This is a genomic window from Brachybacterium sp. YJGR34, assembly GCF_003347015.1.
In the GTDB taxonomy this organism is placed as follows: domain Bacteria; phylum Actinomycetota; class Actinomycetes; order Actinomycetales; family Dermabacteraceae; genus Brachybacterium.
Genome location: NZ_PNFB01000006.1, coordinates 122378 through 147409, shown reverse-complemented (window position 1 = coordinate 147409; position 25032 = coordinate 122378). Strand labels below are relative to the sequence as shown.

The window sequence follows — 25032 nt, the reverse complement described above, 5'->3', positions numbered from 1 at the left end:
GCGCGCCCATGACAGCGAAGGACCTCCATGCACGAGAACACCCACCCCGAGGACGCCGCGCAGCCGGCGGACCACCCCGATCACGACGCCGCGCGCGAGCACGCGCAGGCCCCCGCCGAGGAGGCGCTGCGCGACATCTCCGAGGTGGCGGCCGTCGAGATCATCACCTCCGCCTGCGTGCACCTGATGAGCGCCGCGGCGGTCAAGGTGGGCCTGGCCGAGGACGAGGAGTCCGGTCGGTACCAGGACCTCGCCGAGGCCCGGAAGCTGATCACCGCGCTGGCCGGTCTGGTCACGGCCGCGGCCCCGGAGATCAGCAACGAGCATGCGCTCCCGCTCCGCGACGGTCTGCGCTCGCTCCAGCTCGCCTTCGCGGAGGCGCTCCCCTTCCCGGACGCGCCCGGGGAGGCTCCCGGCGAGAAGTACACCGGCCGGGTGTCCTGAGCCGCGGCCCCTGCGGCGCGCCGCCGGCCCTCACGGCCGACGGCGCCCTGCGAGGGCGGGCGATCAGGAGCCGAGCACGAGGCGCAGCGAGCTGATGCGCTCGGCGACGAGCTGCTCGGCGGCCAGTCCCGCGCTGACCGACTCCACCACGGCGCGGACCTGGGGCGCCGTCAGGCCCGGGCGCAGGCGCAGGTGGAGGTCCACTTCGGCGCTGCGCTCCCCCGCCCGGGCGACGAGCTCCACGACCTCCGCGGAGGCCTCCGCCCCCACCCTGGACAGGACCGTGGCCAGCTCGGGGTCCCGGTGGGGCGGGATCCACGACCGGCCCTGGGCGAGTGCCCACAGCACGGAACGGGGCAGCAGCAGCGGGCCGCCCTCCTCGGCGGGAGCGGCGGCGTCGACCAGCAGCGCCGTGCAGCCCTCCTGCACGGCGGCCTGTGCCGCCTGGGCCGTGAGCACCGGCACCGGGCGCGCGTCGGACCGCCAGGCGGACAGCGCCTCGACCGAGGTGAACAGGGGCAGCACGGTGGAACCGTCGGGCGCCGTGATCGAGACCATCGCCATGTCGGCGCCGTTGTCCCCGGTGAGCCCGTGGGCGGTGGTGCCCGTCTCCGTGGCGACCGCCATGATCGGCACCAGCACCCGCGCCGCGGCGAGTGCGGCGACCACCCCGACGCGCTCGGGGTCCTCCCCGGCGCGGTGCGCGGCGAGCGCCTCCGCCACCGCGTCCGGGGCGGAGCCGTCGTCCCCGGGGAAGGGGCTGACGGTGTAGTCACGTCCCTCCCAGGACACGCCCGCGGAGTCCGTCAGCGGCGACTTCTCCCGGAAGTGGGAGGGCAGGGCGCGCTGACCGCTCCCGGGCTGCGGCCCGCCGCGGCCGTCGCCGTCCTCGGCGCCCCCGGTCACGGGCGTCCCGCGACGTCCAGCGCCTCGCCCATCGTGAAGGCCTGCGCGTACAGCGCCTTGCCGACGATCGCGCCCTCGACGCCGTCGGCGACCAGGCCGCGCAGGGCGCGCAGGTCGTCGAGGGAGGAGATGCCGCCGGAGGCGACGACCTTCGCCTCGGTGCGGGAGCAGACCTCGCGCAGCAGATCCAGGTTGGGGCCGCGCAGGGTGCCGTCCTTGGTGACGTCGGTGACCACATAGCGCTGGCAGCCGGCCTCGTCGAGCCGCTCGAGGGTCTCCCAGAGGTCGCCGCCCTCGCGGGTCCAGCCGCGCGCGGCGAGGGTGGTGCCGCGCACGTCGAGCCCGACGGCGATGCGGTCGCCGTGCTCGGCGAGGATGTCCGCGGTCCACTCGGGGTGCTCGAGGGCGGCGGTGCCGAGGTTGACGCGGCGGCAGCCGGTGGCCAGGGCGCCGGCGAGGGACTCGTCGTCGCGGATCCCGCCCGAGAGCTCGACGTTCATGTCGACGGCGGCGACCACCTCGGCCAGCAGGGAGGCGTTCGAGCCGCGGCCGAAGGCGGCGTCGAGGTCCACCAGGTGCAGCCAGCTCGCCCCGCCCTCCTGGAAGGCGAGCGCGGCGTCCAGGGGCGCTCCGTAGGCGGTCTCGGAGCCGGCTTCGCCCTGCACCAGGCGCACGGCCTGACCTCCCTGCACGTCGACGGCGGGGAGCAGCTCGAGCACGGGAGCGGTCATGGGTGCCTCCTGGGGCGATGGGTCATGGGGAGGTCCCGGGACGGGACCGGTACGGGGGTCGGGAGGGGCGGCGCGAGGGAGGGGCGTCAGCCGGACTGGATGCGCCACCACGAGATGCCCAGGCAGATCAGTCCCAGCACGAGCAGGCCCGCCGCTGCCCACCAGGGCTTCTTCGCGCGGAAGAACGACCAGGCGCCGCCCAGCAGCATGCCGCCGGCGAACAGCATCACGAAGGCGAGGATCACGGCGCCCCCGGGGCGTCGGCCGGGCGCTGCGGCGCAGCGTCGGCCCGGCGGGGCAGGCCCCGCAGCCAGTTGGCCAGCAGACGGGCGCCGGCGTCCCCGGACTTCTCGGGGTGGAACTGGGTGGCGCACAGGGCACCGTTCTCGACCGCGGCCACGAAGCGGTCGCCCCCGTGCTCCGCCCAGGTGACCTGCGGCGGGGCGAGGGAGCCGATCTGCTCCATCTCCCAGCGGCGGGCCGCATAGGAGTGGACGAAGTAGAAGCGCTCGCCCGCGAGGCCCTCGAACAGCGCGCTGCCCGTGGCGGGCTCGACGGTGTTCCAGCCCATGTGGGGGACGACCTCGGCCTCGAGCCGGGTCACCTCGCCGGGCCACTGGCCCAGGCCGCGCGCCCGCTCGCCGTGCTCGTCGCCGGCCTCGAACATGACCTGGAGGCCCACGCAGATGCCGAGCACCGGAAGGCCCCCGGCGAGCCGACGCTCCACGATGCGGTCCCCGCCGACCTCGCGGATCTGCTGGACGGTCGCGGAGAAGGCGCCGACGCCGGGGACCACGAGCCCGTCGGCCTCGAGAGCCGCGCGGCGGTCGGCGGTCAGCTCGACCGCGGCGCCGGCGGCCTCGAGGGCGCGCACGACCGAGCGCACGTTGCCGGATCCGTGGTCCAGGACCACCACCCGCGGGGCGGCGGACGAGGCGGCGATCGGGTTCTCGTTCACGTGCCCTTCTTCCCGGAGGCGATCCAGGCCAGCGCCTCGCTGCGGGAGAGGGCGGCGGGGTCGAGGCCATCGCCCAGCTCGTCGAGCTCCCTCGTGCCCAGCAGCAGCTCCTCGACGAGGTCGTCGACCGCGCCGAGCACGATCGCGGGCGAGATGTCCTCGCCGCGCTCCCCGTTCTTGTAGCGGGTGGCGGTCATGCGGTCGCCTCGGCGCCAGAACAGCACGATCCCGTTGCGCTGCAGGGCGGTGGAGGCGATCGCGGCGAGATCGTGGGCGGCGGTCTCGGGGAGCGGGCCGGCCGCGATGGCGCCGGTGCGGGTGTCCAGGGTGCGGGTGCCGACGGGGATGTCGATCCCGTCGGTGCGCGCCTCACGGCCCAGGCGGACCACGCCGGCCAGCGCCTTGGCGGTCGAGACCGAGGTGGCCACCACCGCGACGGTGGGCACCTCGTTCTCCTCCGGGGCCTCGGTCAGGACGTCCTCGACGGTCAGGGGGGTGTCCTCGAGCGAGAGGCCCTCCATGAGGCGGGCGAACTCGGCATCGATGTCGTCGGCCGGACGGCCGGTGCCCTCCGGCTGCTCGCCGGGGTCGCCCTGCGTCGGGTCTTCGGGGTCGACGGTGCTCACAGTGCTCCCTTGGTGGAGGGGACGTCGTGGACGCGGTCATCGTAGGCGCAGGCCACGCGCAGCGCACGGGCGAGCGCCTTGAACTGCGCCTCGACGATGTGGTGGGGGTCGCGGCCGTCGAGCACGCGGATGTGCAGGCAGATCGCGGCGTGGTGGGCGAGGGACTCGAAGACGTGGCGGGTCAGCGACCCGGTGAAGTGACCGCCGATGAGGTGCAGCGCCTGGGCTTCGCTCTCCCCGGTGTGCACGCAGTACGGCCGGCCGGAGACGTCGACGACCGCCTGGGCGAGGGCCTCGTCGAGCGGCACCATCGCGTCCCCGAAGCGGGCGATGCCCACCTTGTCGCCCAGCGCCTCGCGCAGCGCCTGTCCCAGCACGATCGCCGTGTCCTCGACGGTATGGTGGACGTCGATCTCCGTGTCCCCGGTGGCCTTCACGGTGAGGTCGAAGCGGGCATGGGTGCCCAGCGCCGTGAGCATGTGGTCGAAGAACGGCACGGAGGTGGAGATGTCCACCTCTCCCGTGCCGTCGAGGTCGAGGGAAACCTCGACGGAGGATTCGCGCGTGCTGCGCGAGAGGGTGGCCGTGCGGGGCGGACGGGAGGCGGGGATGGTCATCGGGGGTCGGTCTCCTCGAGGGCGGCGCGGAAGGCGGAGTTGTCCTCCGTGGTGCCGATGGACACGCGCAGCCAGCCCGCGGGGCCGACGGCACGGACCAGGACGCCGCGCTCGAGGAGGCCCTCGAACACTGCGTCGCGATCGGCGAACGTGCGGAACAGGACGAAGTTCGCATCGGAGGGCGCGACGTCGTGGCCGCGCGCGCCCAGATGCTCGGCGAGGGCGTCGCGCTCCGAGCGCAGCAGCGCGACCTTCCCCAGCAGCTCCTCACGATGGGCGAGGGCGGTGCGCGCCACGACCTGGGTGACGGCCGAGAGGTGATAGGGCAGACGCACCACGCGCACGGTGTCGACGATCGCCGGATCGGCGACGAGATAGCCCAGCCGCGCCCCGGCGAGCGCGAAGGCCTTCGACATGGTGCGCGTGACCACGAGGTTCGGGTGCTCATCGAGCAGAGTCAGGGCGCTGGGCACGCCGTCGCGGCGGAACTCGCCGTAGGCCTCGTCGACGATCAGCAGGCCGCGGGACCCTCGCAGCGCCGTCGCGGCGGCCGCGACCACATCGAGGTCCAGCGCGGTGCCGGTGGGGTTGTTCGGGCTGGTGAGCACCACGATGCTGGGACGCTGCTCCGCGATCGCGGCGACCACGGACTGCGCGGTGAGCGCGAAGTCGGGGGCGGGACCGCGCTCGGCGGTGACCCAGCGGGTGTAGGTGTCCCGGGCGTACTCGGGGTACATCGAGTAGTGCGGCGCGAAGCCGAGCGCCGTGCGGCCGGGACCGCCATAGGCCAGCAGCAGCTGGTGCATGATCTCGTTCGAGCCGTTCGCGGCCCACACGGACGGCGCGGGCGGAGCCGGGATCCCCGACTCCGCGGCGAGGTACTCCCCCAGCTCGGCGCGCAGCGCGATCGCCTCGCGGTCCGGATAGCGGTTCAGCCCCGCGGCGGCCTCCGCGGCGGAGCGCCCGATGGCCTCGGCGAGCTCCGGGGACGGCCCGAACGGGTTCTCGTTGACGTTCAGGGCATGCTCCACCTCGAGCTGCGGGGCGCCGTACGGGGCGGCGCCCGCGATGCCGTCACGCGGGATCGGCAGCACGGAGGCGTCGAGGGGCGGGGCGGAGGACTCGGGCATGGACACCATCCTAATTCGCGCGGGGCCCTCGAGCCGTCCCTGTCCGTGGCACCCTTCACAGACCTCCCGACGCCCGGGCCGCATGCAGGAGGGCGACAGTACCCTGGAGCGATGTTCCGCTCCCTGGGTGCCCTGGTCGGCGACCTGCTGGTCGTCATCCTCTTCGTCGCGATCGGCTTCGTGCAGCACGGCACGCCGCTGACCACCGAGAACATCTTCCTGGTGGGCTGGCCCTTCGCGGTGGGCACGTTGCTGGGGCATCTCGCGATCCGCGCCTGGCGCGCCCCCTTCCGGATCTGGCCGCACGGGGTGTTCGTGTGGGCCATCACCGTCGTGACCGCCATGGCGATCCGCACCCTCTTCGGCGCCGGCACGGAAGTGTCCTTCCTCATCACCACGGCGCTGGTGACCGGGGTGCTGATGCTCGGCTGGCGCGCCGTCGCGAGCTACCTCACCCGCGGGGAGCGGCGAGCCGGCGCACCCGGCACCGCAACGGGCGGGACGCCCGACACGGCCACCACCTCCGATGCGCCGGCCACCGAGTCTTCGGTCGATGCGGCCCCGGCCGACTCCGAGCACGCCTCGGACGCCGACCAGGGCTCGAGCACGGAGGCGTCCTCGCGCCCCGCCTCGTCCTGAGGCCCCGGCCCGGTGGCCGTCGTCACCCGCTGTTGCCCCACATCCCTTCGGTCCCGAGCCCGTGGCCCCGCGAGTACAGCGGGTCGTCAGTGCCCCCGGGAACGTCCTCTGGTGCGGCACGCACCGCGGCCATCGACCTCGGCAGCTCGACGGGCAGTCGACCCTCGGCCGGGACAGCTCCCGTGACGGCGTCGGTCCAGGCGTCCGCAGAGACGCCGAAGCTCCCGGTGAGCGCGTCGCAGTGCGGCGCGATGTCGGTGAGCACCGCCGCCCGGTCCAGGTCCACGTCGAGGATCAGCGGGCATGCGGCGCGGATCCTTGCCAGCCGGTGGGCGAGCCCGGGCGGGAACTCGAGATCCCCCTGGTGGAACCAAGCCTCGAGGAAGAGGTCGTCGCGGGGCTGGTAGGGCGCGCCGATCCGCAGCAGAGCGACGTCCGCCTCCTCCGGCGAGTCGACCCTCTCCCCGATCCGTGCGATGACCTCGTCCGGGAGCCCCTCCGCATAGAGGCGTGGCCGTCCGCCGGCGCTGGTCAGCGGCAGCACACGCCCGTCATCGTGGAGGACCACGACGCTGCGGGCCTGGGCCACGTGGCCGTGGCGCCGGTCCTCAGCGGTTCCCACCCGAGCGTCGGCCGCGGACTCGTCGACGTAGGGATCATCGAACAGGCCCAGCCGGAACTTCACCCGGAGCAGGCGCCGGGCGGATTCCGTCACCCGCTCCTCGGAGACCAGGCTGGCGCGCACCAGGTCCACCAGGAGCTGCGTGCACTCCTCGCCGCCGAACTGGTCCGCCCCGGCCTCGAGGATGCATTGCATGCGCTGGGACGGGGTGAGGTCCTCCACGCCCCAGGCCCGCGCGGGCAGCACCTGGTCCCCGACATGGTTGTCGTTGACCAGCTCCCAGTCGCTGACGATGACGCCGTCGAAACCGAGCTGTTCGCGCAGCAGGCCGGTCAGCATCTGGCGGTTGAACCCGAATCCCACCTCCTCGATCGGCTCTCCGTCCACCTCCAGGCCGACGGGCCGACCGTAGTAGGGCATGATCGCGTCGACGCCGGCATCGACGGCCGCACGGAACGGCAGCAGATGATCCTCGAACCGATCGCCCGGGTAGACCTGGTCCCGGCCGTACGGGAAATGTGCGTCCTCGCCGTCCCGCTGCGGTCCGGCACCGGGGAAGTGCTTGACGGTGGTCTGAACAGACGGCTTGCCATCGGCACCGCGGAGCCCGTCGAGCGCGGCACGGAGCAACCGTCCCACCAGAGCGGGGTCCTGCCCGAAGCACTCCCGCTGGCGTGCCCAACGGGGCTCGGCGGCGAGATCCGCGACCGGATGGAGGGCTGCTCGGATACCGACCGCCGTGTACTCCCGGCGGACAGTGTCCGCCCAGCGACGCACGAGGTCGGGATCGTCGAGGGCGCCGAAACCCAACGGCTCGGGCCAGAGGGAGAAGAACGAGGTCGCCCAGGAGGCGCCGGCGTTCTGCGCTCCGCCGTGCCGGGGATCGGTGGAGACTGTCACGGGGATGCCGTGCGGCGTGTGCTCGGCGAGTTCCTGGAGGCGGTTCTGCCAGCGGGCAGATGTCCCGGCGCTCTCCAGACCGTGCACGTTGAAGTGATTCATGGCCTTGTCGAGCACGACCGTGGAGGTGGGAGATTTGGAGATCGCTCCGGCGGCCTCCAGCAGTTCCCCGTCTGGGCCGGTCTCGATGACCGTGTGGAACAGGAGGCCCACCTTCTCCTCGAGGGACAGACGGAGCAGCAGATCCTCGGTGCGCTCCTCGACCGCGAGGCGAGGATCCTCGTAGGGGGCCATTGCGCCGTCGCCGTCGAGATCCCGGAAGAGGGTCCCATCCGCAGCGCTGGAGAGCCGGGGCAGTGAACCATCAGCCGTGGGCATGGAAGACCTCCTGGGCGAGAACCGGGCGCAGTCGTTCTGTGACCTCGTCGGTCGCAAACCACTCCTGCAGTTGGCCGTCGAGCAGGACGTTGCCAAGGGCTCCGAGCACCATCGACTGATCCAGTGACAGATGCCGACGGGCGATCACCCCCGAACGCACGGCAACGGCATCGTGGAAGCCGCCGGGGCCGTAAGCACTCAGTTCGGTCTCGATCCGCGAGAGGTTCTCGATCGCCTCGTCGCGCTCGTACTGCAGGGCGAGTGCCGCGGCGTGCGGGGTGACCACACCGTCCCCGAACCTCGGGACGGGCTGGTCGTGGTGCCAGTCGGTCTCCTCGGCATCGGAGAAGTAGCCGGTGGGGTTCAGACCGAGTGCATCGACCCCGTACTCGCGGTACTCACCGTGCGGGTCCGAGCTGGGTGAGAACCCCCAGTAGCCGTAGCCCGCCTCGTCCAGGCCGTGCTCACGCTGAGCACGGACGTGGAGCGGATGGTTCAGACCCCAGCTGTCCGGGCCCCAGTGCGCCTCAGGCACGAACAGGTCCGGCATCAGCTCCTCGAACATCGACCCGCCCCATCCGGGCACGACCTGCATGCCACGGTAGGAATGGGCGCCCTCGAAGACTGTCACGCCCTCGTACTCTGCCCACTCTCCCACCGGTGGCATCTCCGCCCAGTCCCAGTCCGGCGGGAAGGTGCGGAAGGTGGTGAAGTATGCCGCGGGCGGGATCTGTTCGGTCATGATGCCGAGGTAGGTGACCATGCGTGCCTCGGAGACGGCGGTGTCGTAGTGATGCGCGGAGTGATACCAGACGTCCGCACCCTCGATGTCCGCGTACAGGGGCCGCCGCTCCGCCCCTTCGCGCTGCGGGTCCTCCAGCCAGAATCCGCCGACGATCTGGCCGGGCTGAGAGGCGACGTCACGGTCGAAGAACACGTCCCAGCGCATCCGGTCGAAGAGCTGGCGCGCGCGCCGCCGGTTCGAGGGATCTGCCTGGGCGAGCACGTGAAGAGCCGCACCCAACCAGCCCATATCGACGCTGGAGACGAAAGGGACCACTGGTGCCCCCGTTCCGGGCCACGACCGCAGGATGGTGCCATCCCGCTCGTCGTACCAGTTCACGTACATGCCCGAAGGCTCGTGGTGCTCCATCGTCTCCAACGCGTCGAGGGTCCGGGAGATGCGGCTGCGGGCGTGCCCGGGGGTGATCAGTCCCAGCTCGCGCGCGATGAGCACGGACCAGAGAGAGCCGCCGATATTGGTCGGCGAGGTGTGGCCGGAGTGACCGGCGAGATCCGCGGAGATGTTGTCGGAGATCAGACCGGTCGAGGCCACGGTCATCGCGTCCAACGATCGCCAGGTGTCCGCGGCCCAGCGGCGCAGGAGGCGGTCGCTGTCGGTCGTGCCGCGTCCGTCGGCGCGAGCGGTGGCGGCGGTGCCAGCCAGGGCGCCGGCGCCGAGTAGGGGGACGGTGAGCAGGGTGCGTCGGTCGACGATGTGCACGGAGCCTCCTCGAGGCGGTGGGTGGCGAACCGGCTCTCGGGCCGGACTAGCCGGGTGTGCGGGATGGTGCGGCGGCGGGTGGTCACTTGATGCCCGTGGCGGCGATGCCCTGGATGAAGTGGCGCTGGAAGAACAGGAAGACAACCAGGATCGGCGCCACGATGAGCGTCGCGCCCGCGAGCAGCAACCCGTAGTCCGTCTCGTTCTGGCCGGTGGAGATGAGGGCCAGAGCGACCGGGAGCGTGTAGGTGCTCTCGGAGGAGGACACCACCAGCGGCCACAGGAAGTTGTTCCAGGAGCCGAGGAACGTCAAGATACCGAGCGTCGCGAAGGCGGGCACGGCCAGCGGCATGTAGATGCGGAAGAAGATGGCGATCTCGCCGACGCCGTCGAGGCGCCCGGCCTCCTGCAATTCGCGCGGGATGCCCAGGAAGAACTGGCGCATGAGGAACACGCTGAAGGGCTGCACCAGGAACGGCAGGATCAGTGCCGGGATCGTGTTGGCCAGCCCCATGTTCACCACCAGCACGTACTGGGGGATGAAGGTCACCAGCCCCGGGATCATCAGGCACGCGAGAACGGTGGCGAAGAGGATCCGCTTGCCGGGGAAGCGCAGGTGTGCGAGGGCGTACCCGAACATCGAGGACATCAGCAGGTTGCCAGCAGTCACCACCACCGCGACGACGGTCGAGTTGGTGAAGTACCGGGCGAAGGGCCGCTCGAATAGGCGGCGGAAGTTGTCGAGCGTGGGTTCCTCCGGCCACCAGGTGGGCGGGACGCGCAGCAGCTCGCCCTGGGTCTTGATGCTGCCGAGGATCATCCACAGGAACGGTGTGATCACCAGCAGCAGGAAGATGCTCAGCACCACGTAGGTGAGGACGGGGCGACGCTTCTCGATCATCGCTTCTCCCTCATCAGACGGAACTGGATGACGGTCACGATCGCGATGACCAGGAAGGTCAGGTACGCCATCGCCCCCGCCACGCCGTAGTTCCCGAAGCCGAACTGGTTGTAGGTGTACATCGAGGCGGAGATGGTCGAGTTCAGCGGCCCGCCTCCGGTCATGACGAACGGCTCCTCGAAGAACTGCAGATACCCGATCGAGGTGGTGACCAGGACGAACAGCATCGTCGGCCGGATCGAGGGCAGGGTGACGTTGCGGAAGCGCTGCCACGCGCCGGCGCCGTCGAGGGCCGCGGCCTCGTGCAGCTGACGGTCCACGGCCTGCAGGCCCGCCAGGAAGATGACCATCGAGGTGCCGAAGTTGCGCCAGACGGCCATCACGATCAGCGAGAGCAGGGCGGTGCGCTGGTCGCCGAGCCAGTGCGGGCCGTCGATGCCCACCCACGCCAGCACCGTGTTGACGAGCCCGTTCTCGGGCTGCAGGAGGAATCGCCACACCACCGCGACCGCGACGATCGAGGTGATCACCGGGGTGTAGAAGCCGACCCGGTAGACCGCGCGCAGCTTTCCCACGCCGCGGTCCAGGGCGAGTGCGGCGGCGAGGCCCGCCGCGATCGTCAGTGGGACGCCGACGAGGACGAAAACTGCGGTGTTCGCGGCGGCCCGACGGAAGACCGGGTCCTGGAAGGCGGTGAGGTAGTTCTCCAGGCCCACGAACTCCACCGCGAAGGGCGAGCGGATGTCGGTGATCCGCATGTCCGTGAAGGACATGATCATCGACTGCACGACGGGCCAGGCGGTGAACACCAGGAACAGGATCACGAAGGGCAGGGAGAGCAGCAGGCCCGCGCGGGCCTCCGCTCCGCCGCGGCGCGAGCGCCCGCGGCGCGGGGCGACCGCGCCAAGGGCGCTGCTCGCGCCGACGGGGGTGCTGGGGGCGTGGCTCATCTCAGACTCCGGTGCCGATGCCCTGCGCCTCGGACTGGGTGGTGGCGAGCGCCTCCGCCGGGGCGAGGTCGTTCTTGCAGACCTCCTCGATCTGTGCGTCGAACTTCGAAGCGACCTGTTCCCACGTGGCGACGACGGGCGGAGCCAGGGCGGTGTCCAGCTGGGTGCGGAACACCTCGAACTTCTCGTTCGAGGACACGGACTCGTCCTCCCAGGCCTGCTGCAGCGAGGGCAGGTCCGTGGAGAGGCCGAACCACTCCACCTGCACCTCGGGCATGGACAGGTGCTGGACCAGCTTCCAGGCCGCGTCCCGGTTCTGGGTCCCCTGGAAGACACCGAGATTCGCTCCGCCCAGGAAGCTCGAGCTGGTCTCCGCCGCGGGCATCACGAACACGCCGTACTTGTCGGCGAATCCTTCGCCACCGACCGCCTCGACCGCGGACATCATCCACGGGCCGGAGATGAACATCGGCACGTCGCCGGAGACGAAGTCCTGCTCGGTGACGCCCTCGGCCGGGGCGGGGTTCGCGATCCCGTCGGTGAAATAGGACTGGTAGTAGGCCAGCGCCTCCTCGTTCTGCGCGGACTCGAAGGTGAACTGTGCCCCGGCCTCGTCCACCACCTGTCCGCCGTTGGACCACATCAGCGGCAGGACAGTCTGCCAGGAGCCCTGGCCCCCGGGCTGGAGCGAGATCCCCCAGGTGGCGCCGGCCTGCTCCTGGTAGGCCTGGGCGAGGGCGACCAGGCCGTCCCAGTCGGTGGGCGGCTCGGTGATGCCGGCCTGTTCAGCGAGGTCGGTGCGGTAGTAGACCACGCGGGTCTCGACGTACCACGGAACCCCGTAGACGGTGTCCTCGACAGTGACGCCCTCCAGGGCGCCGGCGAAATAGTCGTCGGTGGCGATCGACTCCGGCGTGGGTTCGAGGGCGTCGAGGCTGACGAACTCGGCCATCCAGGTCGAGCCGACCTGGGCGACGTCAGGGGCAGTGCCCGCAGCGATCGCGGAGGTGAACTTGTCGTGCGCGCTGTCCCAGGGCACCGGGGTGACTTCGATGCTGACATCGGGATTCGCCTCCTCGAAGCTCGCGAGCAGCTCGGGGAGCTTCTCGCCCTCGGCACCCATGGCCCAGACGGTGAGCGAGCCGGTGGCCGGCCCCTCGGCAATGGGCTCGGCGGGTTCGGCAGGGCCGCCGCCGCTCTCGTCCCGACCGCAGGCGGTCAGGACGCCGAGTGTTCCGGCGGCGCCCAGTCCTACGAGGGCGCGGCGGGTGATGTGCGGTGAGCGGGTCATGGTGACTCCTTCGTCGATGCTGCTCGTCGGTCGGGACTGGTGGCGGTGGGGTCGTGTCGTCGTGCTCAGGGACTGCCCGGTCCCGCCGGAGGTGCGGGATCGTGGGGCGGGCATCCGCAGGAGCCGCGCAGGATGATGGAGGTGCCGACCGTGACCGCCTCCTGTGCCGGATCTCCGTCGATCCTCGCGGCGAGGCGCCGGGCGGCGAGGCCCCCGAGCCGCGCCACGTCCTGCCGGACCGTGGTGAGACCGGGGCGGAGATACCGCGCGGTGACGGTGTCATCCCATCCGGTGAGAGCCAGGCGATCCGGCACCTCGACCCCACCAGCGGTGAGGCGGTCCTGGATCGCCGCGGCGAGCTCGTCATTGCCGCAGACCAGCGCGTCGAGATCACCCGGTCCGCCGTCGGCGAGCAGTTGGCCGGCGACCTCGACGCCCGCCTCCTCGACCGGGTCGACGGGCCACTGCCGTGCGGGGCGGAGCCCCGCATCCGAGAGCGCCTCGAGATATCCCTGGTGACGCTGGCCGATGTCCGAGCCGGCCTCGGGACGGCCGACGAAGCCGATGCGCCGCCGGCCGTGCCCGATCAGATGCTCGGTCATGTCCTGCGCGGTTCGGCGATTCTCGGAGAAGAAGGCGTCGACCCCGTCGACCTGGCCGCGGGCGACGCTCACCGCCGGGCGCACCTCGGCGACGCGACGGACCGTCTCGTCATCCGCACCACTGCGGGCCATGAAGGCCACGCCGTCCACCCGGCCCAGGAGATCCGTGAGTGTCGAGGGGCGCGCCGCCCCGGGCCTCTCGAGCGCCAGGACGATGGAGAGGCCGAGCTTCGAGGCGGCCACCTCGAAGCCGACCAGGAGCTCCGCGTAGTACGCGCCGTCGATGTGCGGCAGAACCACGCCCAGCGCCCTGCTGCGGCGCACGGCGAGCGCCCGAGCGGAGGCGGTGGGGACGTAGTGGAGCTCCCGGGCTGCGGCGAGCACCGCCTCACGGGTTCGGGGTGCGACGCTCTCGCTGCTGCCGAAGGTGCGGCTGACGGTCGCGATGGACACCCCGGCGAGCGCGGCGACCTGGTAGATCGTGGCGCCGGATCCGGGTGTTCTGGTGGACATCGTCGAACCTCCTCGTCATCGAGTGCCCTGCGGGAGTCGCACAGCGATCCGGCGTGGTCGGAGGCCACGGCCGGAAGCGCTTACAACCCGCTGCTTCGAGCGTAAGCGCTTCCATGGCGGAGAGCAACCCTCACGACGCATCGATGCAAGAGGACGATGCGATATGCACCGGGGCGCACTGACGGCCAGGTCAGAGCCCGGACGCTGCCCCCCGCGCTCAGCGGGTGAAGCGGATGTCGATCGCGCTCCCGTGCGCCGGCAGGCCCTCGGCCGCCGCGAGGGAGGTCGCCGCCTCCCGGGCGCCGTGCAGCGCCTCGCGGTCGTACTCGACCACGTGGATCCCGCGCAGGAAGGTCTGGACGGCCAGGCCGCCGGTGAAGCGGGAGGTGCCGCCCGTGGGCAGGACGTGGTTGGAGCCGGCGGCGTAGTCGCCCAGGCTCACCGGGCTGTGCGGACCGACGAAGACCGCGCCGGCATTGGTCACCCGGGCCGCGACGGCCGCGGCGTCTGTGGTCTGGATCTCGAGGTGCTCGGCACCGTAGGCATCGACCACCGCGAGTCCCTGCTCCACATCGTCGACGAGGACCGCGCCGCTCTGGGGACCGCGCAGCGCCTCCTCGATCCGCTCGCGGTGGAGCGCGGCGGGGACCTGCACGGCCAGCTCCCGCTCGACCGCGGCCACGAGCTCCGGCGCATCGGTGACCAGCACGCTCGCGGCGAGCGGGTCGTGCTCGGCCTGGGAGATCAGATCGGCGGCGACATAGGACGGGTCCGCGGCGGCGTCGGCGAGGATCGCGATCTCCGTGGGGCCAGCCTCGGCATCGATCCCGACCCGGCCGCGCACCAGGCGCTTGGCCGCGACGACATAGACGTTGCCCGGACCGGTCACCAGGTCCACACCCGGCAGCGGGGTGCCGTCGCCGAGGTCCTCGGCGCCGTGGGCCAGCAGGGCGATCGCCTGGGCGCCGCCCGCGGCGATCACCTCGTCGACGCCGAGCAGGGCGCAGGCGGCGAGGATCGTGGGGTGCGGCAGACCGCCGAACTCCTTCTGCGGCGGGGAGGCCAGCACGATCTGCTCCACCCCGGCCACCTGGGCGGGGACCACGTTCATCACCACGGAGCTGGGCAGGACGGCGCGCCCACCGGGGGCGTACAGGCCCACGCGGCGCATCGGCACCCAGCGCTGGGTGACGGTGCCGCCGGGGACCACCTGCACCGACTCCTCCGCGCGGGTCTGCGCGCCGTCGACCCGCCGCACCCGGGCCACGGACTCCTCGAGAGCGGCGCGGATCTGCGGATCCAGCTCCTCCAGGGCACGCTCGAGCTCCGCGGCAGGGACGCGCAGATGCTCCGGCCGGATGCCGTCGAAGCGCTCGGAGGCGTCGAGCACCGCCGCGGCTCCGCGCGCGGCGACGTCCTCGACCACGGGGCGCACCGCGGCGGTCGCGGCCTCGACGTCGAGGGCGGCGCGGGGCAGGGTCGCGTGGAGCTCGGCGCTGCTCAGGCGGCGGGAGCGCAGGTCGGTCACGGCGAGGAACGGGGCGGCATCGGACATGCGGGCCAGTCTACGGGCGTGGCGCGACGCGCCGCCGGTGCGCGCCGCCCGGGGCGCGCGGCGCCGCTATGGTCGTCCTCGTGCTCCTCGCCTTCCTCCTGACCCTGTTCGCCGGCGCGACCACGAGCATCGGCGCCGCCCTCGGCGTGATGGGTCGCGGGACCAGCCCGAAGGTGCTGGCCGGGGGCCTGGGCCTCTCCGCGGGCGTCATGCTCTACGTCTCCTTCGTGGAGCTGCTGCCCGAGGGGGCGAGCGTGCTCTCCGGCGGCGGCGCGGCCACCCCGCGCGGCACCGCCCTCGCCGTCCTCTCCTTCTTCGTGGGCATCCTCGTCATCGCCGTCGTGGACCGCCTGGTGCCCACCGCGGTCAATCCCCATGAGTTCGCCGGACGGATGAGCGGCAGCGGCGGCCGACCGGAGGTGCGCGACGCCGAGGAACAGGCGGCCGACAGGGCGCTGCGCGCCCGGCTGCTGCGCACAGGGCTCGTGACCGCCGGCGCGCTCGCCCTGCACAACGTGCCCGAGGGCTTCGCGACCTTCATGGCCGCCCTGCAGGCGCCCGAGATCGCGATCCCGGTGGTGGCCGCCATCGCCCTGCACAACATCCCCGAGGGGCTCGCGATTGCGGTGCCCGTGCGCCGCGCGACCGGCTCGCGGTCGAAGGCCTTCTGGCTCGCGACCATGTCCGGGATGGCCGAGCCCGCCGGCGCCGTGATCGGCTACCTGCTGCTGGGCCCCTTCCTCGACGGCACCACGATGGGCGCGATCCTCGCCGGGGTCGCCGGGGTGATGGTGTTCGTCTCCCTCGACGAGCTGCTGCCGGCCGCGGAGGAGACCGGGGAGCACCACACCGTCATCTACTCGCTGATCGGCGGGATGGCGATCATGGCGCTCACGCTGCTGGTGCTGTGATCACCGGCGGAGGTCCGGTACGTTCTGGCGCAGATCCTGTCCGCGCCGATCAGGACGGCTGAGGAGACCGAGGGGGCGAGCCGATGAGCGATCTGTCGCGGAGCGGCGCCGACCGTCGCGGTCGGTCCGCGCGCCCCGCCGCCCGGCCGCACCGGGCGGCGCGGAGCCTCGCCGCCCGCGCGCTCGCCGCACTCGGGGTCGGAGTGCTGGCGCTCACCCCGACCGCGTGCGATCGTCTCCCCGGCGTCGACCCGGGCGGCACCTCACAGCCCGCCGCGCGCGGGGAGCCGATGGATCCCGAGGAGGTCGCCGCCGCCGCGACCACCCCGGTGGACCCCGGCTGGCTCTGCCACCCAGGGGAGGACGAGCCCCCGCTGCGCTCCGCGGAGGGCGGCACCCTCATCCCCGAGACGGTGCGGGCCGAGGGGAACGACCTCCAGGTCTCGGGGCCCTTCCGGCTCGAGGAGGGCTACGACTACGCCGGCTTCACCCCGGTGGGTGTGATGCTCCCGGCGGCACCGGAGGACCGCGGGAGTCCCCTCGAGGGCTACGACGGGGAGCTCGGCGTCGAGGGGGCGCCGGTGCCGCCGATGGTGGTGCGCGAACGGGTCGAGAGCGGCGGCCAGTCCCCCGCGCCGTCCGCGGCGACGGCGCAGCTGACCCTCGGCACCTGCGACGACGCCCCGCTGCCGGACGGCCAGTACCTGCTGCGGCTGACCGGCGGGGAGCTCGACGGACCCGGACGCGGCGAGGACGACGCGGGCTGGAGCGCGAGTGGGGACGTGCTCGTGGACGTCGTCGGCGGAGCCCTCGAGCCGGTGCCCGGCGCGGTCACCGCGCCCGGCGGCGAGATCCCTGCGGACCTCGGCCCTCTCGCCTGCGGCGCGGAGCTCCGGGCGGTGGGCGACGGCGACGGCCTCGCGATCACGGCGAGCGATGCGGCACAGTCCGTCTCGACCACACCTCCGGAGGACGGGGCCGGAGGAGTCACCGCGGAGGTCACCGTCACCTCCGAGGACCTCGGCACGCGCGCCCTGCTGCCGGGCGTGGTCCTGACGGACCCGGCCACCGGCACCATCGTCGCCGGCGCTCGCAACAGCCCGGAGATCCCGCTGCAGTGGCTCGGCGAGGACGGCATGACCCGCGCCGAGACGGCCTGGACAACGCAGGGGGCGTGCCACACCCCGGCCCTCTCCCCCGGGACCTATCGCGCGCACGCGGTCGCGGCGACGGTGGATGCCGAGGGCACCACCCACGTGGTGGTCTCGGACCCCTGGGACGTCGAGGTCCTCGAGGACGAGCCCGTCTACTGAGCGGGTAGGTGACGAGGCCCTCGTCACGTACCGTGGACCCGTCCGGATCGACCGGTCGGGTTCGCGCCCGCCGTCGATTAGTCTTGACGTCAAGACAAATGCTGCACCGACCCGAGGGAGCCCCGCGACACATGGCGCGCATCATCTACACCCATACCGACGAGGCGCCGATGCTGGCCACGGCCTCGTTCCTGCCGATCCTCGACGCCTTCTCCGACACCGCCGGGATCGACGTCACCACCCGGGACATCTCGCTGGCCGGCCGCATCGTCGCGGCCTTCTCCGATCTGCTGCCGGAGGACCAGCGGGAGGCCGACGCCCTCGCCGAGCTCGGCGAGCTCGCGCGCACGCCCGAGGCCAACATCATCAAGCTCCCCAACATCTCCGCCTCCGTGCCCCAGCTGGTGGCCGCGGTCAAGGAGCTGCAGGGCCAGGGCATCGACCTGCCGGACTACCCCGAGTCCCCCACGACCGACGAGGAGCGGGACATCCGCGCCCGCTACGACTCGGTCAAGGGATCGGCCGTGAATCCGGTGCTGCGCGAGGGCAACTCCGACCGTCGCGCTCCCTCCGCGGTGAAGAACTTCGTGAAGGCCCACCCGCACCGCATGGGCGAGTGGACCCAGGACTCCAAGACCGCCGTGGCCACCATGGGTCAGGACGACTTCCGTTCCAACGAGCAGTCCGTGGTCTCCGAGGCCGAGGACACCCTCTCGATCGTCCACGTCGCGACCGACGGCACCGAGACCGTCCTCAAGGCCTCCCTGCCGGTGCTGGCCGGCGAGGTCGTCGACTCCTCCGTGATGCGCGCCGAGGCGCTGGATGCGTTCCTGCGCGAGCAGATCGCCGCCGCCAAGGAGCAGGGAGTGCTGTTCTCGCTGCATCTCAAGGCCACGATGATGAAGGTGTCGGACCCGATCCTCTTCGGGCACGCCGTGCGCGCCTTCTTCCCCACGCTGTTCACCCAGTTCGGCGACCAGCTCGCGGCCGCGGGGCTCTCCGCGAACAACGGCCTGGGCGGGATCCTCGCCGGGGTCCAGGATCTCGAGGAGTCGGTGCGCGAGGGCATCGCGGCCGCCGTCGAGCAGGACCTCGCCGATGGTCCGGACCTGGCGATGGTCAACTCCCACCAGGGCATCACCAACCTCCATGTCCCCTCCGACGTCATCGTCGACGCCTCGATGCCGGCGATGATCCGCACCTCGGGCCACATGTGGAACAAGGACGACGCCGAGCAGGACACCCTCGCCGTCATCCCCGATTCCTCCTACGCGGGCGTCTACCAGGCCACCATCGCGGACTGCCAGCGCCACGGCGCCTTCGACCCCACCACGATGGGCACCGTCCCCAACGTGGGGCTCATGGCCCAGAAGGCCGAGGAGTACGGCTCCCACGACAAGACCTTCGAGATCTCCGCCGCGGGCGCCGTCGAGGTGCGCGACGGAGCGGGCGCGGCGCTCATGCGCCACGAGGTCGCCGCCGGCGACATCTTCCGCGCCTGCCAGACCAAGGACGCCCCGATCCGCGACTGGGTGCAGCTCGCGGTGCGCCGCTCCCGCGAGTCCGGGATGCCCGCGGTGTTCTGGCTCGACGAGGCCCGTGCCCACGACCGCAACCTCATCGCCAAGGTCGAGGCGTACCTCGCCGAGGAGGACACCGAGGGCCTGGACCTGCGGATCCTCGACCCGGTCGCCGCGACCGAGCACACCCTCGAGCGAGTGCGCGCCGGCCAGGACACCATCTCCGTGACCGGCAACGTGCTGCGCGACTACCTCACGGACCTGTTCCCGATCATGGAGCTGGGCACCAGCGCCAAGATGCTCTCGGTGGTCCCGCTCATGAACGGCGGCGGACTGTTCGAGACCGGCGCCGGCGGCTCCGCCCCCAAGCACGTCCAGCAGCTGGTCGCAGAGGACTACCTGCGCTGGGACTCGCTCGGCGAGTTCCTCGCGCTGGCCGAGTCGCTGCGCCACCTGGCCCGCACCGCGGACAACGAGCGCGCCCGCGTGCTCGCCGACGCCCTGGATCGCGCCACCGAGACCCTGCTGAACGAGGGGAAGTCCCCGCAGCGCAAGCTGGGCAGCATCGACAACCGCGGCAGCCACTTCTACCTGGCCATGTACTGGGCCCAGGAGCTGGCGCAGCAGGCCGATGACTCCGAGCTCGCCACGGCCTTCGGACCGATCGCGAAGGAGCTCACCGAGGCGGAGGACACCATCGCCGGCGAGCTGCTCGCCGTGCAGGGCGAGAGCGCGGACATCGGCGGCTACTACCGCCCGGACCTGGAGAAGGTCTCCGCCGTGATGCGCCCCTCGGCGACCTTCAACCGCATCCTCGAGGAGATCTCCGCGGCCCTCTGAGGCCGCCTGTCCCCACGGAACGCCACGACGCCGGTCCGGCCCGCCCCGCGCGGACCGGGCCGGCGTCGCCGCGTGCGCCACGGTGCGGGACGCACGCGGCCGGCGGTGCGGGAGCGGCCGGCGGTGTCGGCGGCAGACGGTTCGCTGCAGGACACTCCGACGTGGAATCAGGGAGTCATAACACGGTGAAGTGACCTGCAGCGCTGCCCTCGAGGGCAGGGTCAGGATCCCGCGGGCGCGGCCGGACGGAGAGCACGGCCGTGCAGGGCGTCAGAGGACCTGCCGGACCAAGGCGACGAGCGCGACGACGACGATGATGCCGCGCAGCACCACCTCGGGCAGGCGCTTGGCCAGGTGGGCGCCGAAGTAGCCGCCCAGCAGCGCGCCGACGGCGATCGCGGCGGTGGCGATCCAGAGGACCTCCACCCCGAGCACGAAGTGCGCCACGACGTAGACGGTCGCCGCGGCCAGGTTCACCACCAGGCTCATGAGGTTCTTGACGCCGTTGACCGAGCCCATCGTGCGGCCCGTGAAGATGCCGAGCACGCCGAGGTAGAGGATGCCCTGGGCGGCGGTGAAGTAGCCGCCGTAGATCGAGGCGGCACCCATCGCGCCGAGCAGGCCGCGCGACCGCAGGGGGCTGCGCTCCGCGTCCTCGGCGCCGGGCGCCTCCGCTCCCCCGCTCCGTGCCGCTCGTCGCTCGGCGCGCCGGCGCAGGGCGGTGGTCAGGGGCTTCTGGAAGATCACCATCGCCAGCGCCACCACGATCAGCACGGGCACCACGACGTCGAGGGCCTCGGACGGCGAGATCAGCAGCAGGAGCGCGCCGGCGGTCGCGCACAGCGCGGTGGTCAGGACCAGCGGCCCGAGGTTCCCCTTCTCCTGAGCGATCTCGCGCCGGTACCCGTAGGTGGAGCCGATGGTCGAGAAGAGGATGCCGATGGTGTTGGTGCGCACGGCCACTCCGGGTGGGACGCCGAGAGCGAGCAGCACCGGCAGCGTGAGCAGGGAGCCCGAGCCGACCGCCGCGTTGATCGCTCCGGCGAGGGTGCCCATGACGAGCAGGACGATCAGCGAGACGGGTTCCACGAGGGACGACCCTACCTCCGCGCCGCACCGTCGCGGCACGCGGCTCAGCCCTCGGCGCGCTCGCAGTCCTCGAGGGCCTCGCGCAGCACGAGGGCGTGGGTGTGCTCGGTGTCCTTCGCGGCGAAGAGCAGGGTCAGGTCCTCGGCGCCGGCGGCGAGGGCGCGCTCGCGCAGGGCACGGGCCGCGCCCGAGGCGTCGAGCTCGCGGCGGTAGCGGGCGGTGAACTCCTCGAAGCCCATCTCGCCGTGGTGGAGGGCGCGGCGCAGGTCCGTGCTGGGGGCGGCGTCCCGGTCCCACTCGTCGAGGGCCAGGCGCGTCTTCGAGATGCCGCGCGGCCAGAGGCGATCGACGAGGACGCGGTGCTCACCGGGCGCGGAGGCGCCGGCATCCAGCAGGTCGTGGACGCGCGCCAGGTCGATGCGCAGGGCGCTCATCACGGCTCCTCCTCGGGGCGGACTGCGCGGGACCCGGCCTGCGCAGGGCGCGGACCGGGTCCCGGGAGGTGCGGTGCGGACTCGCTCAGGCTCGTGCTCGTCCGCCTCAGCTCCTACCGCCTCGTTCCTCGGCAGCTCGTCGCTCAGGCCAGGGCCTTCTCCGCGGCCTCGTAGTCCGGCTCCTCGGTGACCTCGGCGACCTGCTCGGTGTGGAGCACGGTGCCGTCGGCGTCCGCCACGACCACCGCACGGGAGAGCAGACCGGCCAGCGGGCTGTCGGCCAGGGTCACGCCGAAGTCCTCGCCGAAGGAGGAGCGGAAGGCGGAGCCGGTGACGACGTTCTCGATGCCCTCGGCGCCGCAGAAGCGGGCCTGCGCGAAGGGCAGGTCCTTCGAGACGCACACCACGACGGTGTTCTCGAGGCCGGCGGCGATCTCGTTGAAGCGACGCACGGACGTCGCACAGGTGCCGGTGTCGAGCGAGGGGAAGATGTTGAGCACGACCCGCTTGCCGGCGAGGTCCGCGGAGGAGACCGGGGAGAGGTCCTGACCGACGAGCTCGAACGCCGGGAGGGTCGAACCGGTGGCGGGCAGCTCGCCGACGGTGGTGGCAGGGGTGTTCTGGAAGGTGATGGAAGCCATGTCCTCATCATCGACCCCGGGAGCGCGACGGCACAAGTCGCCGCCCGCCGGCTCCCGCATCCGACCGGAGCCCGGACGCCTCACGCCATCGTCGCCCGCAGCCGCACGATCTGCTCGGCGACGTCGAAGCCCGCCGCGGGCCAGTGCGGGTCGATCCGTTCGAGGGCGTCGCGCAGCAGCTGTTGGACGGCGATGCGGGCGTACCACTTGCGGTCCGCGGGGACGACGGTCCAGGGGGCGTGCGCGGTGGAGGTGGCCCGCAGCGCCGCGTCGTAGGCCGCCAGGTAGGCCGCCCAGTGCTCGCGCTCGTCGACGTCCCCCGGGGCGAACTTCCAGTGCTTGTCCGGCCGCTCGAGGCGCTCCATCAGCCGCTCGCCCTGCTCCTCGTAGGAGAGGTGGAGCATGACCTTGATGATCTCGGTGCCCTGGTCGACGAGTTCCCGCTCGAAGGCATTGATCGCCTCGTAGCGGCGCGCGATCTCCGCCTCGTCGGCCCAGCCGTGGACGCGGTGGATCAGCACGTCCTCGTAGTGGGAGCGGTCGAAGACGGTGATCATGCCGGGACGGGGTGCGTGCGGGCGGATCCGCCACAGGAAGTCGTGGGCGCGCTCCTCCTCCGTCGGCGCCTTGAAGGCGACGATCTCGGTGCCCTGCGGGTCCACGCTGCCCACCACGTGCCGCATGATCCCGCCCTTCCCGGCGGTGTCCATGCCCTGCACGACCAGCAGGACGCTGCGCCCCTCTCCGGCAGGACGGGAGTCCGCGAACAGGCGCTCCTGCAGCTCGTCGACCGGCTCGTCGAGCGCGGCCAGACGCCGGCGACCGTCCTTCTTGCCTCCGGTGAAGCCCGGGGTGGAGCGGGGGTCGATCGCGGTGACCGAGCCGTCCCATCCCGTCGGGATCGGGACGCCGCGCGGGGTCTGGTCCCGGGGGACGCCGGGGTGACGGGGGTGCTGAGGAGCCATCGGGACACTCTAGCCGCGCCCCGGCTTGACGCCGCGTGGGCCTCGGGAAAGAGTCTGTCCATGACCTGCACCGCCATCATCCATGCCCATGTCGTGCCGATCCAGGGAGAGCCCTTCGACGGCACCGTCCTCGTCCGGGAGGGACGGATCCTCGAGGCCGGCCCCGATCTCGAGATCCCGGCGGACGCCGCAGTCATCGACGCCGAGGGCGGCTGGCTGCTGCCCGGCTTCGTGGACGCCCACGTGCACCTCGGGGTCGACGAGGAGGGCGAGGGCTGGGCCGGCCAGGACACCAACGAGATGACCGATCCGGTGATGGCGGCGGCGCGGGCGATCGACGCGATCAATCCTGTCGAGGTGGGCTTCGACGACGCGATCATCGGCGGCGTGACCGCGGTCAACGTGAATCCGGGCTCCGGCAACCCGATCGGCGGGCTCGCCGTGGCGCTGCGCACCCACGGCCGCGTGGTCGACGAGATGGTGCTGCGCAGCCCCTCGGGCCTCAAGGCCGCTCTCGGGGAGAACCCCAAACGGGTCTACGGCGAGATGAAGCAGACCCCCTCGACCCGGCTGGGCGTCGCGCTCACCATCCGCAAGGCCTTCGCCACCGCCCGCGCGTGGGCCGCGAAGGATCCCGCCGAGCGCGATGCGGACCTGGTCTCCGAGGCGCTGGTCCGCGTGCTCGAGCGCGAGATCCCCTGGCGCCAGCACGCCCATCGGGCCGACGACATCGCCACCGCGCTGCGCATCGCCGAGGAGTTCGGCTACGACCTGGTCCTGGATCACGGCACCGAGGCCTATCTGATCGCGGACCGGGTGGCCGCCGCCGGGGTGCCGGTGCTCTACGGGCCGCTGATCGTCTCCCGCTCGAAGGTGGAGGTGCGCCACCGCACCCCGACGGCGCCCGGGATCCTCACCGCCGCGGGAGTGCAGGTCAGCATCATCACCGATCATCCGGTCGTCCCGATCGAGCACCTCGTCTACCAGGCGGCGTTCGCCGTCAAGCACGGGATGGCGCCGGCGGACGCCCTGCGCGCGATCACTCTCCATCCCGCCGAGGTGCTGGGCCTCGCGGATCGGATCGGGTCGATCGAGGTGGGCAAGGAGGCGGACCTCGTGCTGTGGGAGGGAGACCCGCTGGACGTGCGGAACCGCTCGCTGCGGGTGTGGCAGGAGGGCCGGGAGGTCATGCGGCGCGATGCGGCCGGCGAACCGGTGATCGCGCCGCGCTGACGGCGCGAGGGGGCGCCGAGCGGGCGATCCCCGCGCGGGCGGCGGCCCGGGGGTGCGCGCCGCCCGCGGGGCCGTCAGTCCTGCTCGACGCGGACCTCTCGGGTCTCGGCATCGACGTCCACCTCGACGTCCTCGTCGCCCTGCTCGATGTCCACCTGGTAGTGCGGACGGCCGTCGTCGGTGTCGAGGTCCCAGCCGCTCACGCGGCCGTCCTGCTCGGCGACGGCGAGGTCCAGCGCCTCGGCGTAGGGCAGCGGGTCGGTGACGTCGATCGCCGGGTCGACGTACCGGTCCTCGTCCTCGCTGTGCTCGAGGACCTCGCCCGTGGTGGCGTCGAGGTCGATCTCGTGCTCCCGGCCGTCCAGGGTCACCTCGATCTCCCACACCCAGCCGCGGTCGTCGTCGTGGTCGATCTGGATCGACGTCGGATCTCCGCCGCCGGCGGCCTCGGTCGCCAGGCGCAGGGCCTCCTCGGCCGGGACCGGCAGCTCCTCGGTCGCGAGATCGGCGGACCCGGGCAGCGGTGAGGCGTCCCCGCCACCCTCGGCCGCGTCGTCGGTCGCGCCGTCGTCGGCCGCGCCGTCATCGGCCGCGCCGTCGTCGGTCGCGTCGTCATCGCCCGCGGCGCCATCGCCCGCGGGCCCGTCGGCCGCTCCGCCGTCGCTGCTCGTCGTACCCCCGGCCTCCGTGGCCGCGGGGTCCTCCTCCGCGCCGCCGGAGCAGCCGGCGGCCAGGGCGACGACGAGGGCACCGAGGGCCGCGGCGCGGACGGGACCGCGGCGGCGGGCGATGGTGCGGGTCATGACTGCCTCCTTCGGG

At 72.4% G+C, this 25032-nt stretch carries 25 protein-coding genes; 6 read left to right on the top strand and 19 right to left on the bottom strand.

What is annotated here, in order from left to right; all coding sequences use genetic code 11:
• Nucleotides 1–27 precede the first annotated feature (27 nt).
• A complete protein-coding gene (locus CXH06_RS08070; protein ID WP_114854662.1) occupies nucleotides 28–444 on the top strand; it encodes a DUF1844 domain-containing protein in 417 nt (138 codons plus the stop codon).
• Nucleotides 445–507: 63 nt separating this feature from the next.
• On the opposite strand, the gene CXH06_RS08065 is transcribed toward CXH06_RS08070, so the two are convergent.
• The 7 genes from CXH06_RS08065 to CXH06_RS08035 form a co-directional block, all read right to left on the bottom strand.
• Nucleotides 508–1350: an SseB family protein gene (locus CXH06_RS08065; RefSeq protein ID WP_114854661.1), complete on the bottom strand. Its 843-nt coding sequence runs from the start codon at nucleotides 1348–1350 to the stop codon at nucleotides 508–510.
• Nucleotides 1347–2081, bottom strand: a complete 735-nt coding sequence (priA, locus tag CXH06_RS08060; protein ID WP_114854660.1) for a bifunctional 1-(5-phosphoribosyl)-5-((5-phosphoribosylamino)methylideneamino)imidazole-4-carboxamide isomerase/phosphoribosylanthranilate isomerase PriA — start codon at nucleotides 2079–2081, stop codon at nucleotides 1347–1349. Before priA ends, CXH06_RS08065 begins: the two co-directional genes overlap by 4 nt.
• A gap of 86 nt (nucleotides 2082–2167) precedes the next feature.
• Nucleotides 2168–2311: a hypothetical protein gene (locus CXH06_RS18430; protein WP_198684044.1), complete on the bottom strand. Its 144-nt coding sequence runs from the start codon at nucleotides 2309–2311 to the stop codon at nucleotides 2168–2170.
• Between the two features lie 11 nt (nucleotides 2312–2322).
• The gene (gene hisH / locus CXH06_RS08050; protein WP_157975660.1) at nucleotides 2323–3039 is read right to left on the bottom strand and encodes an imidazole glycerol phosphate synthase subunit HisH; all 717 of its coding nucleotides are present in this window, start codon (nucleotides 3037–3039) and stop codon (nucleotides 2323–2325) included.
• Nucleotides 3036–3665, bottom strand: a complete 630-nt coding sequence (locus tag CXH06_RS08045; RefSeq protein WP_114854657.1) for a hypothetical protein — start codon at nucleotides 3663–3665, stop codon at nucleotides 3036–3038. Before CXH06_RS08045 ends, hisH begins: the two co-directional genes overlap by 4 nt.
• Nucleotides 3662–4282: an imidazoleglycerol-phosphate dehydratase HisB gene (gene hisB, locus CXH06_RS08040; protein ID WP_114854656.1), complete on the bottom strand. Its 621-nt coding sequence runs from the start codon at nucleotides 4280–4282 to the stop codon at nucleotides 3662–3664. The genes CXH06_RS08045 and hisB overlap by 4 nt, the downstream gene beginning before the upstream one ends.
• The gene (locus CXH06_RS08035) at nucleotides 4279–5421 is read right to left on the bottom strand and encodes a histidinol-phosphate transaminase (protein ID WP_114854655.1); all 1143 of its coding nucleotides are present in this window, start codon (nucleotides 5419–5421) and stop codon (nucleotides 4279–4281) included. Before CXH06_RS08035 ends, hisB begins: the two co-directional genes overlap by 4 nt.
• A gap of 102 nt (nucleotides 5422–5523) precedes the next feature.
• Here CXH06_RS08035 and CXH06_RS08030 point away from each other — a divergent pair, with 102 nt between their 5' ends.
• Nucleotides 5524–6051: a DUF3054 domain-containing protein gene (locus CXH06_RS08030; RefSeq protein ID WP_114854654.1), complete on the top strand. Its 528-nt coding sequence runs from the start codon at nucleotides 5524–5526 to the stop codon at nucleotides 6049–6051.
• A gap of 22 nt (nucleotides 6052–6073) precedes the next feature.
• Here the strand turns inward: CXH06_RS08030 and CXH06_RS08025 are convergent, their stop codons facing one another.
• From CXH06_RS08025 to hisD, 7 genes are all read right to left on the bottom strand, one after another.
• Nucleotides 6074–7951: a glycoside hydrolase family 3 protein gene (locus tag CXH06_RS08025; protein ID WP_114854653.1), complete on the bottom strand. Its 1878-nt coding sequence runs from the start codon at nucleotides 7949–7951 to the stop codon at nucleotides 6074–6076.
• Nucleotides 7938–9455, bottom strand: coding sequence for a glucoamylase family protein (locus CXH06_RS08020; RefSeq protein WP_114854652.1), 1518 nt, complete (start codon nucleotides 9453–9455; stop codon nucleotides 7938–7940). Before CXH06_RS08020 ends, CXH06_RS08025 begins: the two co-directional genes overlap by 14 nt.
• 82 nt (nucleotides 9456–9537) lie before the next feature.
• Nucleotides 9538–10356 carry a carbohydrate ABC transporter permease gene (locus tag CXH06_RS08015; RefSeq protein WP_114854651.1) on the bottom strand — a complete coding sequence of 273 codons (819 nt, stop codon included), beginning with the start codon at nucleotides 10354–10356 and terminating at the stop codon, nucleotides 9538–9540.
• Nucleotides 10353–11306, bottom strand: coding sequence for a carbohydrate ABC transporter permease (locus CXH06_RS08010; protein WP_114854650.1), 954 nt, complete (start codon nucleotides 11304–11306; stop codon nucleotides 10353–10355). The genes CXH06_RS08015 and CXH06_RS08010 overlap by 4 nt, the downstream gene beginning before the upstream one ends.
• A gap of 1 nt (nucleotide 11307) precedes the next feature.
• A complete protein-coding gene (locus tag CXH06_RS08005) occupies nucleotides 11308–12597 on the bottom strand; it encodes a sugar ABC transporter substrate-binding protein (RefSeq protein ID WP_114854649.1) in 1290 nt (429 codons plus the stop codon).
• A 65-nt stretch (nucleotides 12598–12662) separates the two neighbouring features.
• Entirely contained in the window at nucleotides 12663–13712 is a 1050-nt protein-coding gene (locus tag CXH06_RS08000) for a LacI family DNA-binding transcriptional regulator (RefSeq protein ID WP_114854648.1), read from the bottom strand.
• A gap of 217 nt (nucleotides 13713–13929) precedes the next feature.
• Entirely contained in the window at nucleotides 13930–15267 is a 1338-nt protein-coding gene (gene hisD, locus CXH06_RS07995; protein ID WP_114854647.1) for a histidinol dehydrogenase, read from the bottom strand.
• An 80-nt stretch (nucleotides 15268–15347) separates the two neighbouring features.
• Here hisD and zupT point away from each other — a divergent pair, with 80 nt between their 5' ends.
• From zupT to CXH06_RS07980, 3 genes are all read left to right on the top strand, one after another.
• Nucleotides 15348–16178, top strand: coding sequence for a zinc transporter ZupT (gene zupT / locus CXH06_RS07990; RefSeq protein ID WP_114854687.1), 831 nt, complete (start codon nucleotides 15348–15350; stop codon nucleotides 16176–16178).
• Between the two features lie 83 nt (nucleotides 16179–16261).
• Entirely contained in the window at nucleotides 16262–17491 is a 1230-nt protein-coding gene (locus tag CXH06_RS07985) for a hypothetical protein (RefSeq protein WP_114854646.1), read from the top strand.
• 131 nt (nucleotides 17492–17622) lie between these two features.
• Nucleotides 17623–19851, top strand: coding sequence for an NADP-dependent isocitrate dehydrogenase (locus tag CXH06_RS07980; protein WP_114854645.1), 2229 nt, complete (start codon nucleotides 17623–17625; stop codon nucleotides 19849–19851).
• A gap of 270 nt (nucleotides 19852–20121) precedes the next feature.
• Here CXH06_RS07980 and CXH06_RS07975 read toward each other — a convergent pair whose 3' ends face one another.
• From CXH06_RS07975 to CXH06_RS07960, 4 genes are all read right to left on the bottom strand, one after another.
• Nucleotides 20122–20940, bottom strand: coding sequence for a sulfite exporter TauE/SafE family protein (locus tag CXH06_RS07975; RefSeq protein WP_114854644.1), 819 nt, complete (start codon nucleotides 20938–20940; stop codon nucleotides 20122–20124).
• 44 nt (nucleotides 20941–20984) lie between these two features.
• Complete coding sequence (locus CXH06_RS07970) at nucleotides 20985–21374, bottom strand: DUF488 domain-containing protein (protein WP_114854643.1); 390 nt, start codon at nucleotides 21372–21374, stop codon at nucleotides 20985–20987.
• A 143-nt stretch (nucleotides 21375–21517) separates the two neighbouring features.
• Nucleotides 21518–22015, bottom strand: a complete 498-nt coding sequence (gene tpx, locus CXH06_RS07965; protein ID WP_114854642.1) for a thiol peroxidase — start codon at nucleotides 22013–22015, stop codon at nucleotides 21518–21520.
• Between the two features lie 80 nt (nucleotides 22016–22095).
• Complete coding sequence (locus CXH06_RS07960) at nucleotides 22096–22980, bottom strand: PPK2 family polyphosphate kinase (RefSeq protein ID WP_114854641.1); 885 nt, start codon at nucleotides 22978–22980, stop codon at nucleotides 22096–22098.
• 60 nt (nucleotides 22981–23040) lie between these two features.
• On the opposite strand from CXH06_RS07960, the gene CXH06_RS07955 reads away from it, so the two are divergent.
• The gene (locus tag CXH06_RS07955) at nucleotides 23041–24213 is read left to right on the top strand and encodes an amidohydrolase (RefSeq protein ID WP_114854640.1); all 1173 of its coding nucleotides are present in this window, start codon (nucleotides 23041–23043) and stop codon (nucleotides 24211–24213) included.
• A 74-nt stretch (nucleotides 24214–24287) separates the two neighbouring features.
• Here CXH06_RS07955 and CXH06_RS07950 read toward each other — a convergent pair whose 3' ends face one another.
• Complete coding sequence (locus tag CXH06_RS07950; protein ID WP_114854639.1) at nucleotides 24288–25016, bottom strand: PepSY domain-containing protein; 729 nt, start codon at nucleotides 25014–25016, stop codon at nucleotides 24288–24290.
• Nucleotides 25017–25032: the final 16 nt, after the last annotated feature.